Raw genomic sequence first — 14,505 nt, forward strand, 5'->3', positions numbered from 1 at the left:
TGTCACAGTTGTTGCGGCGGCCATGGCGGCGGGGAAACGCCCGGACCCATTCCGAACCCGGAAGCTAAGCCCACCAGCGCCGAGGGTACTGCCGGGGCCACCCGGCGGGAGAGCAGGACACCGCCGCACCACCACAAAGCATAGGAGCCGAACCCAAACATTGGGTCCGGCTCCTATGCTTTTTTAGGGAACCACGTTGCAACGCGAAGACAGGAACCCCCAGGCGATTTCACTTTGAGGCCTTCGTTGACGTTAGTTAAAGACGGCCAGCGGCCGCCAGCCAGGTAATGCGAACCGCCCGGCGGCGGGCAAGTGGGCCAGTGAGCGATGGGCTTGCATGAACTGGTGCGCGAATAAGTAAGGTGCTGGTGACTCGATGATCAGTGAGTCACCAGCACCTTTTGTTATGAGTCGCTACTGCCCGGCCTGGCAGCGACGGGGATCACTCCTCTTCGAGGTCTTCGTCTTCCTCGATTTCTCCCTCATCGGAGAAGTCGCCTTCGAAGTCGATAGCACGACGAGCGTCGGCGTCCAGCACACCCCATTCGATGAGCTGGTCGACCAACACCGACGGCTGGAGGTCGAAGATGACCGAGAGGGTGCGCAGGTCGTCTTGGCGGATCGACAGGACGCGGCCGTTGTAGTCGCCGCGCTGGCTCTGGATCGCGGCGACGTAGCGCATGAGGGGGGCGGCCTTGTCCTCGCCGAGGTTCTGGAGGACCTCAAGGTTGAGGATCAGCTTCGGGGGGAGCTCCGCTGCGGCGTTGGGGGTGCCGCCGGGGAGCAGCTCGTGCACCGGCACGCCGTAGAAGTGCGCCAGCTCGGCCAGGCGCTGCACGGTGACCGCGCGGTCACCGCGCTCGTACGAGCCCACCACGACAGCCTTCCAGCGTCCCTGGGACTTCTGCTCGACCCCGTGCAGCGACAACCCCTGCTGGGTGCGGATCGCGCGAAGCCGCGAACCCAGGGCCTTGGCGTACTCAGTGGACATATGCTCTCCCCATCGAAAACTGCTTCGGTCGTGACAGCCGGCAACCGGACGGGTCTGGTTCGCGCCCGCCTGACTGCGCATCAGTGTGCGAGTACCGGCAGTTCGCCCTGGTCATCCAACGTCAGCGGGTTCGGTCGCCCGTGGCGGCGACCTTGAGAGATGTTACGCAGAGTAACCTAGGGCCGTCAAGGCAGTCGCTCACCGGATAACCGAACTGTGACTGCTCCCACCCTATGTCATGTTCTGCGGTGATCTACAGCGGGTGAATGCGGCCGGATACATGCTTCCTGGTCAGCGACCGGCGCGCGAAAACTCGTGTGCGCTGGAGAGGTTTAACGATCTCCAAGTCGACTTGACGGAATCCGTAAGAGTCTTTGACGAAGTGTTGACGCAACACCGCCTGGTAGGGTTGCCGTGATCGCGACGCAGTCCAGGCGCGATCTCGACGTCCTTTAAGTCCTGTCCCGTGAGACAGGGAAGGGGGTCTGCCTCGGCATGACCATACAATCCGGCACTCGGTCTTCGGGTCTCGATCCGGCAGCTGCGCGGGCCGTACTCGACGCCACCGCGATCGACCGAGCGCTCACTCGGATAGCTCACGAAATCCTCGAACGCACTGGCGGGGGCGAGGACGCCGTCCTGCTCGGGATCCCCACCCGCGGCGCCGTGCTCGGCCGACGGCTTGGTGAGCGTATCGCCCGATTCGAGGAACGCTCCGTGCCGGTGGGCACGCTCGACGTGACGATGTACCGCGACGACTTGCGGATGAAGCCTGCGCGGGCCCTCGGCAAGACCGAGATCCCCTCGGTCGGGATCGACGGGCGGCTCGTCATTCTCGTTGATGATGTCTTGTTCTCGGGCCGCACCGTGCGGGCGGCGCTCGACGCGCTGAACGACCTGGGCCGGCCGCGGGCCATTCAATTGGCGGTGCTGGTGGACCGGGGCCACCGTGAGCTGCCGATCCGGGCCGATTACGTAGGCAAGAACCTGCCGACGTCGCTGCGTGAGGCCGTCGAGGTGCACCTGAACGAGACGGATGAACGCGACTGCGTTCTGCTCGGGGTAAAGGAAGCGTGAGCGATGGGCAGTCGCCATTTGCTGTCCACGGCCGATCTGTCGATGGACGATGCCAATCTGATCCTGGACACGGCCGAGGAACTCGCACGGGTCGCCGGGCAGGGGATCAAAAAGCTGCCTACGCTGCGTGGACGCACCGTGGTGAACCTGTTCTTTGAGGATTCGACGCGGACGCGGATCTCGTTCGAGACGGCGGCGAAGCGCCTGAGCGCCGATGTGATCAACTTCTCGGCGAAGGGTTCGAGCGTCTCCAAGGGCGAATCGCTCAAGGACACCGCGCTGACGCTTGAGGCTATGGGCGCTGACGCGGTGGTCGTGCGGCACTGGGCGTCGGGGGGCGCCAATCGGTTGGCGAACGCGGGGTGGATTCGCAGCTCGGTGATCAACGCGGGAGACGGGACGCACGAGCATCCCACGCAGGCCCTGCTCGACGCCTTCACGCTGCGCCAGCGGTTGGGGGGAGTAGCGGGACGGCGTATCGCGATCGTGGGGGACGTGTTGCACAGCCGCGTCGCGCGGTCGAATGTGCATCTGCTGGCGACGCTGGGGGCGGAAGTGGCGTTGGTGGGACCACCGACGCTGCTGCCGCTGGGTGTCGAAGGCTGGCCGTGTACTTCGTCATATGAGCTGGATTCCGTACTCCCGAAGGTTGACGCAGTGATGATGCTGCGTGTGCAGAGAGAGAGGATGAATCAAGCCTTCTTCCCGACCGAGCGCGAGTACAGCCGGCGGTACGGGATGCACGCCGGTCGAATGGCGATGCTGCCGGAGCACGCGGTGGTCATGCATCCGGGGCCGATGAATCGTGGATTGGAGATCTCCGCGGAGGTTGCGGATTCTGTGCGCTCGACCATCACAGAGCAGGTCGCCAACGGCGTGTCGGTGCGGATGGCGGTGCTTTACCTGCTGCTTGGCGGCGCTGAGTCCGCGATTGGGAGCGATGAGGAAGGCGCGGCGCGATGAGCACTGTGGATAGCGGTATTGATTACGTGATTCGGGGCGCGCAGGTGCTCGGGGATGAGGCCCGGGACTTGTATGTGAGTGGTGGAATTTGGGCTGATGGGGCACCACGAGGGGCGCGAGTCATCGACGCGGCCGGGCTCGTCGCGCTTCCGGGGCTGGTCGATCTCCACACGCACCTACGTGAGCCCGGGCGTGAGGACGCGGAGACTGTGCTCACGGGCACGCGGGCTGCGGCTGCTGGCGGATTCACGGCTGTGCACGCGATGGCTAACACCGATCCGGTCGCCGATACCGCCGGTGTGGTTGAGCAGGTGTGGCGGCTAGGGCGTGAGGCCGGATATTGCGACGTGCGACCCGTGGGCGCGGTCACGGCCGGTCTCCAGGGGGAGCGGCTGGCCGAGCTGGGCACAATGGCGGACTCGGCGGCGCACGTGCGGGTGTTCTCGGATGACGGGCACTGCGTGTCAGACGCGGCGTTGATGCGTAGGGCACTGGAGTACGTGAAGGCGTTCGGAGGCGTTATCGCACAGCACGCGCAGGAACCGCGGCTGACCGAAGGCGCGCAGATGAGCGAGGGCGAGCTGTCGGGGATCCTGGGTTTGCAGGGTTGGCCTGCGGTCGCGGAAGAGGCGATCATCGCCCGTGATGTACTGCTGGCCGCGCACACAGGTTCGCGCTTGCACATCTGCCACTTGTCGACAGCGGGATCAGTGGAGATCGTGCGATGGGCGAAGTCACGCGGATACCCGGTCACCGCGGAGGTGACGCCGCATCACCTGATGCTGACCGAGGAACTGATCCGCGGCTACGACCCGGTCTACAAGGTGAATCCGCCGCTGCGGTCCGCCGCCGACGTCCAGGCGGTGCGTGCGGGACTGGTGGACGGCACGATCGACGTGGTCGCGACCGATCACGCGCCGCACCCGGTCGAGGCCAAGGACTGCGAGTGGGCGGTCGCCGCGATGGGGATGCTCGGGCTGGAAACGGCTTTGTCAGTGGTGCAATCCACAATGGTGGATACGGGGCTGCTTGACTGGGCCGCCGTCGCGGACCGGATGTCGGTGCGGCCGGCCCGGATCGGCGAGCTGGCCGACCACGGGCGGCTGTTCGAGGTCGGGACGTCGGCGAACGTGGTGCTCGTCGACCCGACGGCCTCGCGGGTGATCGAGCCGGCGGCGTCACAGTCGCGGTCGCGCAACACGCCCTTCGCCGGGATGAAGCTGCCGGGCGCGGTCATCGCGACCCTGCTGCACGGCGTGGCGACAGTACTGGACGGAAAGGTGGTGGAGCGGTGAGCGTGGTGAGCAGGTCTGTCACGCAGTTCACACAGTCGGCTGGCGCCGAAGCCGTTCTGGTGCTGGAAGACGGCCGTGTGTTTCGCGGCGAGGCCTACGGCGCCGTCGGTGCGACTTTCGGCGAGGCCGTCTTCGCGACCGGGATGACGGGTTATCAGGAGACGCTGACCGACCCGTCGTATCGGGGACAGGTTGTCGTGATGACCGCCCCGCACATTGGGAACACGGGAGTGAACGACGAAGACTCCGAGTCGGCGCGGATGTGGGTCAGCGGATACGTGGTGCGTGACCCGGCGCGGCGGGTGTCGAATTGGCGGGCAACGCGATCGCTGGACGAGGAACTTGTTGCGCAGGGCGTGGTGGGTATCAGCGGTATCGACACGAGGGCGCTGACGCGGCACCTGCGCGAGCGCGGTGCGATGCGAGTCGGGATCTTCTCCGGGGCGGCCGCGCAGAAGGACACGGGCACATTGCTGGCGGAGGTGCTGGAGAGCCCGCAGATGGAGGGTGCCAGTCTGTCGGCGGACGTGACGACACGTGAGCCGTATGTCGTGCCGGCTATCGGCGAGCGGCGCTTCACCGTCGCGGCGATCGATTTGGGGATCAAGGCGATGACGCCGTATCGGATGGCGCAGCGCGGGATCGAGACGCACGTGCTGCCTGCGGGGTCGTCGCTGGAAGAGGTGTTGGCGGTCGGGCCGGACGGAGTGTTCTTCTCCAACGGTCCGGGCGATCCGGCCACTGCGGACGCTGAGGTCGAGCTGACCCGCAGGCTGCTGGAGCGGCGGGTGCCGGTGTTCGGGATCTGTTACGGCAACCAGATGCTCGGCCGCGCTCTCGGCTTCGGTACGTACAAGCTCAAGTACGGGCACCGCGGCATCAACCAGCCGGTGCAGGACCGGCTGACCGGCAAGGTCGAGGTGACCGCGCACAACCACGGGTTCGCGGTGGACGCTCCGCTGGACCGGGTGTCCGACACGCCGTTCGGACGCGTAGAGGTGAGCCATGTATGCCTGAACGACGCGGTGGTGGAGGGGCTGCGGTGCCTGGACGTTCCAGCGTTCTCCGTGCAGTACCACCCGGAGGCGGCGGCCGGTCCGCACGATGCGGCATACCTGTTCGATCGGTTCGTGAACCTTATGCAGGCGAGTAAGAGCGAGACACGGGAGGGCGGGGCCTGATGCCTAGACGGGAAGACCTCAGCTCGGTCCTGGTGATCGGGTCCGGGCCGATCGTGATCGGCCAGGCCTGCGAGTTCGACTACTCGGGGACGCAGGCGTGCCGGGTGCTGCGGGCCGAGGGGCTACGCGTGGTCTTGGTGAACTCGAACCCGGCGACGATCATGACGGATCCGGAGTTCGCCGACGCCACCTATGTGGAGCCGATCACTCCGGAGTATGTCGAGAAGATCATCGCGAAGGAGCGGCCGGACGCGCTGCTGCCGACCCTCGGCGGGCAGACCGCGCTGAACATGGCGGTCGCGCTGGCCGAGAGCGGCGTGCTGGAGAAGTACGGCGTGGAACTGATCGGCGCGGACATCGAGGCGATCCGGGCGGGGGAGGATCGCGAGCGGTTCAAGGCAATCGTCGACTCGATCGGCGCCGAGTCCGCGCGGTCGGTGATCTGCCGTTCGATGGAGGAATGCCTGGCCGGGGTCGAGGCGCTGGGCGGGTACCCGGTGGTGGTGCGCCCCTCGTTCACCATGGGCGGCGCCGGCTCCGGGTTCGCGCACGACGAGGAGGAACTGCGGCGGATCGCCGGGACCGGGTTGCAGCTCTCGCCGACCACCGAGGTGCTGCTGGAGGAGTCCGTCCTCGGGTGGAAGGAGTTCGAGCTCGAACTCATGCGGGACCGCAACGACAACGTCGTGGTGGTCTGCTCGATCGAGAACCTCGACCCGATGGGCGTGCACACCGGCGACTCGATCACGGTGGCGCCGGCGATGACGCTGACCGACCGGGAGTATCAGCGGCTGCGGGACATCGGCATCGCGGCGATCCGGGCGGTGGGCGTCGACACCGGAGGCTGCAACATCCAGTTCGCGGTCGACCCGGACAACGGCCGGATCATCGTGGTCGAGATGAACCCGCGGGTCTCGCGGTCGTCGGCGCTGGCGTCGAAGGCGACCGGGTTCCCGATCGCGAAGATCGCGGCGAAGCTGGCCGTCGGCTACACCCTGGACGAGATCCCGAACGACATCACCCGGCAGACCCCGGCGTCGTTCGAGCCCACGCTCGACTACGTCGTGGTGAAGGTGCCGCGTTTCGCCTTCGAGAAGTTCCCGCACGCGGATGCCAGGCTGACCACCACGATGAAGTCGGTCGGCGAGGCCATGGCGATCGGCCGCAACTTCCCCGAGGCGCTACAGAAGGCGCTGCGCTCGCTGGAGAAGAAGGACGCGCAGTTCGACTTCGGCGCCGAGGTCGGGGACAAGGAGCGGCTGCTCGCGTCGGCCGCGGTGCCCACGGACGGCCGGATCAACGTCGTGATGGCGGCGCTGCGGGCCGGGGCGAGTGTCGAGGAGTTGTATCGGACCACCGGGATCGATCCCTGGTTCCTTGATCAGATGGCGTTGATCGAGGAGATGGCCCGGGGACTCGGCGCTGCCGCGGAGCTGACGCCGGGTCTGCTGCGCCGGGCCAAGCGGTACGGCTTCTCCGACGCGCAGATCGGCCAGATCCGCTCACTGGACGAGCCGGTGGTGCGTGCGGTGCGGCATGCGTTGGGTGTGCGGCCGGTCTACAAGACGGTCGATACGTGTGCGGCGGAGTTCGCGGCGAGCACGCCGTATCACTACTCGTCCTACGACGAGGAGACAGAGGTGGCGGCGCGGGTGAAACCGGCGGTCATCATCCTGGGCTCGGGCCCGAACCGAATCGGGCAGGGCGTCGAGTTCGACTACTCCTGCGTACACGCGTCGTTCGCGCTGCGCGAGGCCGGCTACGAGACCGTGATGGTCAACTGCAACCCGGAGACGGTGTCCACCGACTACGACACCTCCGATCGGCTGTACTTCGAGCCGCTCACGCTTGAGGACGTGCTTGAGGTGGTGCACGCCGAACGGCAGGCCGGCCCGCTGGCCGGTGTGCTGGTCCAACTCGGCGGGCAGACCCCGCTGGGGCTGGCGCAGCGGCTCAAGGACGCCGGCGCGCCGGTCGTGGGCACCAGCCCCGAGGCGATCCACCTGGCCGAGGAGCGTGGCGCGTTCGGCCGGGTGCTGGCCGAGGCCGGGCTGCCCGCGCCGAAGCACGGTACGGCGTTCTCCTACCCCGAGGCGAAGGCCATCGCGGACGAGATCGGCTACCCGGTGCTGGTGCGTCCCTCGTACGTGCTCGGTGGGCGCGGGATGGAGATCGTGTACGACGAGCGGTCGCTGGCCGAGTACCTCGAACGGCACGCCGGGCTGATCTCCGAGCATCCGGTGCTGGTCGACCGGTTCCTCGACGACGCGATCGAGATCGACGTCGATGCGCTCTACGACGGCGACGAGCTTTACCTCGGCGGGGTGATGGAGCACATCGAGGAGGCTGGAATTCACTCGGGTGACTCGGCATGTGCGCTACCGCCGATCACCCTCGGCGGGCACGACGTCGAGCGGCTGCGCGAGTCCACCAAGGCCATCGCAAGGGGCGTGGGCGTGCGAGGGCTGATCAACATCCAGTTCGCACTCGCCGGGGACATCCTGTACGTGCTCGAAGCCAACCCGCGCGCGTCGAGGACCGTGCCCTTCGTCTCAAAGGCGACGGCGGTGCCGCTGGCCAAGGCCGCGGCCCGGGTCAGCCTTGGCGCGACGATCGCTGAGTTGCGTGCCGAGGGCCTGCTGCCCGCGAGCGGTGACGGCGGTCGACTGCCTTACGACGCGCCGATCGCGGTCAAGGAGGCTGTGATGCCGTGGTCCCGGTTCCGGATGCCCGACGGCCGTGGCGTGGACGTGTTGCTCGGCCCGGAGATGAAGTCCACCGGCGAGGTCATGGGCATCGACGCGGATTTCGGCACCGCGTTCGCCAAGTCGCAGTCCGCGGCCTACGGGCCGTTCCCGACCAGCGGTCGTGCTTTCGTGTCCGTCGCCAACCGGGACAAGCGCGCCATGATCTTCCCCGTGAAGGCGCTGGCTGATTTCGGCTTCGAGATCCTGGCCACCGAGGGCACTGCGGAGGTGCTGCGCCGCAACGGAGTCAGTGCGACCATCGTGCGCAAGCACTCACAGGGCGAGGGACCGCACGGCGAGCCGACCGTTGTGCAACGGATCATGGCCGGGGAAGTCGACATCATCGTCAACACGCCGCACGGCGTCGGCCCGCGCCTCGACGGCTACGAGATCCGCACAGCCGCTGTCGCGATGGGCAAACCGTGCATCACGACGATCCAAGGGCTTGGCGCGGCAGTGCAGGGCATCGAAGCGCTGCGGCGCGGCGCTGTCGGCGTTGGATCGCTTCAGGAGCACGCGACACGGCTTAACGCATCGCGTGCGCGGTCAGAGGGTGTCGCCACGTCGCAGGATTCATCTTCGCAGGCTGCGACTCTGCCCAGCGCGGTGGGCTAGAGGCGGCCGATGCTCTGATGCTCTATCGGTTGCTGTTCGCGGCGTTCTTCCGGCGTATGGACGCGGAACGCGCGCACAGGCTCGGGTTCGGCGCGATCCGGGCCGTCGCCGCCGTGCCCGGTGCGGCGCGGGCGCTACGGGCTTACCTCGGGCCGCGCGACATGGCGCTGCGGGTTAACGCGCTGGGGTTGGAGTTCCCTGGGCCGTTCGGCCTGGCGGCCGGGTTCGACAAGAACGCGGTGGGCATCGACGGCTTGGCGGCTCTCGGCTTCGCGTTCGTCGAGGTCGGCACGGTCACGGCGAGGCCGCAGCCGGGTAATCCGGTGCCGCGGCTGTTCAGGCTGCCCGGAGACCGAGCGTTGATCAACCGGATGGGATTCAACAACGACGGTGCGGAGGCGGTGGCGCAGCGGCTGCGGCTCTGGCGGGAGCGGCAGCGGCGACGTGGCGATGGTCGAGGTCGAGGTGAAGGGCGCGGCGAGGCAAGTGGGGAAGGCGCCCAGAGCGAGGGAAGCGGCGAGGGAAGCGGCGCGGGGAGCAGCGCCGTCGTGGGGAGTGGCGGCGGGACGGTGATCGTCGGAGTCAACCTTGGCAAGACCAAGGTCGTGCCCGAGGGCGAGGCGATCGACGACTATACGGCCTCTGCGCGCCTGCTCGCACCGCTGGCCGACTACCTCGTGGTCAACGTCTCCTCGCCCAATACGCCCGGACTGCGCGACTTGCAGGCCGTCGATGTCCTCCGGCCGCTGCTGCTCGCCGTGCGTGCGGCCGCTGACTTGGCGGCCGCACGGCACGTCCCGCTACTGGTGAAGATCGCGCCGGACCTCGCCGACCAGGACATCGACGCGGTCGCGGACCTGGCCGTGGAGATCGGCCTTGACGGGATCGTGGCAACCAACACCACGATCCGCCGTGACGGCCTGACCACGTCGGCCGAACAGGTCTCGGCGCTCGGTGCGGGTGGCCTGTCCGGGCCGGTACTGCGGGAACGTGCGTTGGATGTGCTGCGGCGGCTGCGTGCCCGGGTTGGCGACGATATGACGATCATCGGAGTCGGCGGAATCAGCGGCCCCGAAGACGCCATTGAGCGGCTAGAGGCTGGGGCGACGCTGTTGCAGGGCTACACCGGATTCATCTACGAAGGGCCGTTCTGGGCTCGCCGCGTTCACCGTGGTATTCAGGGGCGCGGCATCCAGGAACGCGGTATCCAGAGTCGCCGAGGGGAGAGGCAGAGCCGATGAGGGACACGACTGTGCCATCCGCGTCGTTCGGGGCGCGGCTACGTGCCGCGCTGGATGCCCGAGGCCCGCTTTGCGCGGGTGTCGACCCGCACAGTGCGCTGTTGGCGGCGTGGGGCCTGAGCGACGACGTCGCAGGACTGGAACGGTTCGCCGGGACCGTCGTCGAGGCATTGGCCGATCGCGTCGCGGTGCTCAAGCCGCAGTCGGCCTTCTTCGAGCGCTTCGGCTCGCGCGGCATCGCCGTGCTGGAGCGCACGATCGCCGATGCACGAGCGGCCGGGGCGCTGGTCATCCTCGATGCCAAGCGTGGTGATATCGGCTCGACCGTCGAGGCGTACGCACAGGCGTACCTGGACGTCTCCTCGCCGCTGTTCTCCGACGCGGTGACCGCGTCGCCCTACCTCGGCTACGACTCGCTCGAACCGCTTTACGCGACCGCCGAGAAGAACGGCGCGGGCGTGTTCGTGCTCGCCTTCACGTCGAATCCCGAAGGCGCCTCGGTCCAGCGAGCGCTCATTCCGGACGATCCGGGCGGTGTGACCGTGGGCGCGGCGATCCTCGCGGCGGCGGCGCGTCGTAACGCAGGCGCCGAAGTGCTCGGCAGCATCGGCGCGGTCATCGGCGCGACCGTGACCGATATCCCGTTCGACCTCGCGACCCTCAACGGCCCGCTGCTCGCCCCCGGCCTCGGCGCCCAAGGGGCGACGCCGGACGACCTGCGCGTCGTCTTCGGCGGCGCCCTACGCAACGTCGTGCCCGCGACGGCGCGCGAGCTCCTGCGGCACGGACCCGACGTGAGTGCGCTGCGTGAGGCAGTGGCGCGCTCAATTGACGAGTGCCAGGTCGCGTTGGGTTACTGACGTCTTGATTCGCGACCCAGTGCGCGACGGGACGCCGAACGTCGGCGCCTCATAAACTCGAAGTATGCAGCACTATCCGGAGCGCCTGGTACGACCGTGACCGTGCCCAGGATCACGCGTTGAACGGACGCAAGGTCGAGGACGCCGAAGCCGACGAGAACACGACGGCCGGTGAGCGCGCGACTGCCGCCGAAGGGGACGGCGCCGGCATAGCCGGGCAGATGCGCGGCGTGCTGCCGCTCTGGCGTAACCGGGACTACGCGGGCTGGTGGATCAGCTCGCTGGTCTCCTCGCTCGGCTCCGCGATGTCGCAGCTGGCCTATCCGCTGCTCATGCTCTACAGCACCGGATCGGTCGCGCGGGCCGGCGTCGTCGGCGCCTGCCTGAACATCGGCGGCCTGTCCACCACGCTGCTCGGCGGCGCCCTCGCCGACCGCTACTCGCGCCGCCGGCTCACCGTCGGGGCCGACTTCGTCCAGTTCGCTGCGGTCACCTCGGTCGCAGTCGCGGTCGCTGAGAACTACGTGAACGTCGTGCACATCGGCGCGGTCGCGCTGGTACAGGGCATGTGCAACGGGATCGGCGGCGCGTCGATGACCCCGGTGCTCAAGCGGATCGTGCCGGCCGAGCAGTTCCAGGCGCTGTCCGCCTCGAAGCAGGGCCGGGAGATGATCTCGCGGCTGGCCGGGCCGCCGCTCGGCGGCGCGCTGTTCACCATCGCCCGGTGGATCCCCTTTCTCGGCGACGCGGTCTCCTTCCTGGTCAGCGCCCTCGGCGTGGGGATGATCCGGCAGCCGCTCGGCCCCGACGCCGCGGACCGGGCCGCGCACACCTCGACCGTGGCCAGCATGCGGGAGGGCTTCGCGTACATCCGCACCAGCGTCTACCTACGCTTCATCATCGTGTGGTCGGCGCTGACCAGCGCGCTGCTCGGCGGCATCGTGCTGCTGGTGATCGCGCTGATCAAGGAGCGCGGCGGCGGACCGACCACGATCGGCGTGGTGACCGCGCTGGCGGCCGTCGGCGGCCTCGCAGGGGCACTGATCGCGCCCCTGCTGCTCAAGCGGGTGCGTTCACGCACCATGGTGCTGATCACATCTTGGACGATCGTGGTGGCCACCGTCGGCATTGCCGCGGCGCCGCAGCCCTGGGAGATCGGCGCGGTCGCCGCGTTTCTGGTGCTGCTCGTCGTGCCGCTGACCGTGTTGCTGGAGAGCTACCAGCTGCGCATCGTCCCGGACACGCTGATGGGCCGGGTCTCCTCGGCGCTGAGCTTCGGCACCTCAGGACTGCTGTGGACCGCGCCGGTCACCGCGGGAGTGCTGGCCGACAACTTCGGCGTGCCGACCGCGATGCTCGTGCTCTCCGGCGCCTTCGTCTGCCTGGCGCTGTGGTCCACGCTCGCCAAGGCGGTACACCTGCTCGACGAGTGACGTCGGCGGAGTCGTCGGGAAAGGGGGCCACTCCTCAAGCACCCTCTAGGGTGCGGCTATGACCCAGCCGACCTTCACCACGCGCCCCGAACTGCGCGGAACCTTCGGCATGATCGCCTCCACCCACTACCTGGCGACCGCGGCCGGGATGTCCGTGCTCGAACGCGGGGGCAACGCCTTCGATGCCGCGACGGCCGCCGCGCTCACCCTGCATATCGTCGAGCCGCACCTGAACGGGCCCGGCGGCGAAGTTCCGATGATCTTCGCCACGGCCGCCGACCCGATACCCCGTGTGCTGGCCGGCCAGGGGCCCGTGCCCGCCGCCGCGACCATCGAACACTTCGGCGACCTCGGCCTCGACCTGATCCCTGGCACAGGCTTGCTGCCGGCTACCGTGCCCGGAGCCGTCGGCGCGTGGCTGACGCTGCTGCGCGATCACGGCACGTTTCACCTGCGCGACGTCCTCGACTACGCCCTGGGATACGCCGCGGCAGGCCACCCGCTCGCTCCAGGCGTCGTGAACACGATCGGTACTGTCGCGGAGTACTTCGGCGAAAACTGGCCGACTTCGGCGGCGCAGTGGCTTCCCGGTGGGCGAGTACCGCAGCCCGGCGTCCTGTTCCGGCTGCCCGTGCTCGCCGACACGTACGGTCGCCTGCTCGCCGAGGCCGAGGCGGCCGGTCCCCGGCGCGAGGTGCAGCTCGACGCGGCGTTGCGGGCCTGGTACTCCGGTTTCGTCGCGGAGGCCGTCGAACGGTTCTGCCGCGAAGCGGTGCGTGACGAGACCGGACGTCTGCATCGCGGCCTGCTCACGGCTGCCGACATGGACGGCTGGCGGCCCGGCTATGAGCCGACCGTGAGTCTGCCCTGGCGTGGCCTGACCGTGCACAAGGCCGGGCCGTGGACGCAGGGTCCGGTGCTGCTCCAGCAGCTCGGGATGCTCGACGCCCTTGGCGAGTTGCCGCCGCCGGGCTCGGCCGCGCGCGTGCACCGGGTGACCGAGGTGGCGAAGCTCGCCTTCGCCGACCGCGAGGCGTGGTACGGCGATCGCCCGGATGTCCCGATCGGGCGGCTGTTGGCGCCGGGATACCTGCACGATCGGGCAGCGCTCGTCGGCGAGCGTGCCAGCGCCGAACTGCGCCCCGGCGCGCCGGACGGCCGCCTGCCGCGCCTGCCGGGCTACCTGAGCTCCCCGCGATCGGTGGCCCGAACAGGCGAATCCTCCGACTCGATGTCGGCGGTCGAGCGCGGTGGGATCCGCGGATCCGGCGAGCGGCGGATCGGCGACACGCTGGTGGCCTCGGACGGCACGACCCGAGGTGATACATGTCATATCGACGTCGTGGACCGCTGGGGCAACATGATCTCCGCGACCCCCTCCGGAGGCTGGCTCCAATCCTCGCCGACCATCCCTGAACTGGGCTTTTGTCTCGGCACTCGGGCCCAGATGTGCTGGCTGGAGGCCGGCCTGCCCGCTTCACTGGCTCCTGGCGCGCGACCGCGGATCACCTTGAGCCCGTCGCTGGCCTCCCGCGACGGCCAACCGGTGTTGGCTTTCGGCACGCCCGGCGGTGACCAGCAGGATCAGTGGCAGTTGCTGCTGTTTCTCGGCTGGGCCGCCGACGGTCTCGACCTTCAGGCGGCGATCGACGCGCCCGCCTGGCACAGCATCGCAATACCCTCATCATTCGCACCGCGACAACGTGATCCTCTGACCTTGGTGATCGAGTCGAGATTTTCGCCAGGTACCATCGATGAGCTGCGAAAACTCGGTCATGATACAGCTTTATCAGAACCCTGGTCACTGGGTAGACTCTCCGCTGTATCACGCGATCCTGATACGGGTGTCCTGCGCGCTGCGGCCAATCCACGAGGTATGCAGGGCTACGCCGCGGGCCGCTGAGCGCCGGGCGCGGCGGGTCGCCCGCGGCGGTGAATAGCGCAATCCCGTGCACGCGCCGCGGCGAACTCCGGTACGCTCCGGTTTTATCGCAGACCAGCGGGGGTGTCACCTTGCCACTGAAGCTGTAAGCGACTAGGTTCCGGCAACGGACAACAGAGCCGACCGGCCGTGCGAACGGCGGGGAGGCTCACCCCATCGA

At 68.2% G+C, this 14,505-nt stretch carries 10 protein-coding genes and 1 rRNA gene; 10 read left to right on the plus strand and 1 reads right to left on the minus strand.

The features are described 5' to 3' along the window. Window positions 1–12 precede the first annotated feature (12 nt). Window positions 13–129: ribosomal RNA gene (gene rrf, locus VGS97_RS00450) — 5S ribosomal RNA — on the plus strand. A gap of 313 nt (window positions 130–442) precedes the next feature. Here the strand turns inward: rrf and VGS97_RS00455 are convergent. Further along, on the minus strand, window positions 443–991 hold the full coding sequence (locus VGS97_RS00455) for a transcriptional regulator (protein ID WP_326851112.1): 549 nt from the start codon (window positions 989–991) through the stop codon (window positions 443–445). Between the two features lie 495 nt (window positions 992–1,486). Between VGS97_RS00455 and pyrR the strand changes: the two genes are divergently transcribed. From pyrR to VGS97_RS00500, 9 genes are all read left to right on the plus strand, one after another. Next, window positions 1,487–2,068, plus strand: coding sequence for a bifunctional pyr operon transcriptional regulator/uracil phosphoribosyltransferase PyrR (gene pyrR, locus VGS97_RS00460; protein ID WP_326851113.1), 582 nt, complete (start codon window positions 1,487–1,489; stop codon window positions 2,066–2,068). Between the two features lie 3 nt (window positions 2,069–2,071). Continuing rightward, entirely contained in the window at window positions 2,072–3,031 is a 960-nt protein-coding gene (locus tag VGS97_RS00465) for an aspartate carbamoyltransferase catalytic subunit (protein WP_326851114.1), read from the plus strand. Then, complete coding sequence (locus VGS97_RS00470; RefSeq protein ID WP_326851115.1) at window positions 3,028–4,326, plus strand: dihydroorotase; 1,299 nt, start codon at window positions 3,028–3,030, stop codon at window positions 4,324–4,326. Before VGS97_RS00465 ends, VGS97_RS00470 begins: the two co-directional genes overlap by 4 nt. 5 nt (window positions 4,327–4,331) lie before the next feature. After that, complete coding sequence (carA, locus tag VGS97_RS00475; RefSeq protein ID WP_349261920.1) at window positions 4,332–5,507, plus strand: glutamine-hydrolyzing carbamoyl-phosphate synthase small subunit; 1,176 nt, start codon at window positions 4,332–4,334, stop codon at window positions 5,505–5,507. Next, complete coding sequence (gene carB, locus VGS97_RS00480; protein WP_326851117.1) at window positions 5,507–8,869, plus strand: carbamoyl-phosphate synthase large subunit; 3,363 nt, start codon at window positions 5,507–5,509, stop codon at window positions 8,867–8,869. Before carA ends, carB begins: the two co-directional genes overlap by 1 nt. Before the next feature lie 17 nt (window positions 8,870–8,886). Then, window positions 8,887–10,110, plus strand: a complete 1,224-nt coding sequence (locus VGS97_RS00485; protein ID WP_326851118.1) for a quinone-dependent dihydroorotate dehydrogenase — start codon at window positions 8,887–8,889, stop codon at window positions 10,108–10,110. After that, window positions 10,107–10,970, plus strand: coding sequence for an orotidine-5'-phosphate decarboxylase (gene pyrF, locus VGS97_RS00490; RefSeq protein ID WP_326851119.1), 864 nt, complete (start codon window positions 10,107–10,109; stop codon window positions 10,968–10,970). Before VGS97_RS00485 ends, pyrF begins: the two co-directional genes overlap by 4 nt. 119 nt (window positions 10,971–11,089) lie before the next feature. Next, complete coding sequence (locus tag VGS97_RS00495) at window positions 11,090–12,403, plus strand: MFS transporter (protein ID WP_326851120.1); 1,314 nt, start codon at window positions 11,090–11,092, stop codon at window positions 12,401–12,403. A gap of 58 nt (window positions 12,404–12,461) precedes the next feature. Further along, entirely contained in the window at window positions 12,462–14,306 is a 1,845-nt protein-coding gene (locus VGS97_RS00500; RefSeq protein ID WP_326851121.1) for a gamma-glutamyltransferase family protein, read from the plus strand. The last annotated feature ends 199 nt before the right edge of the window (window positions 14,307–14,505 follow it).

The organism is Actinocrinis sp. (genome assembly GCF_035946395.1).
Lineage (GTDB): Bacteria > Actinomycetota > Actinomycetes > Streptomycetales > Catenulisporaceae > Actinocrinis.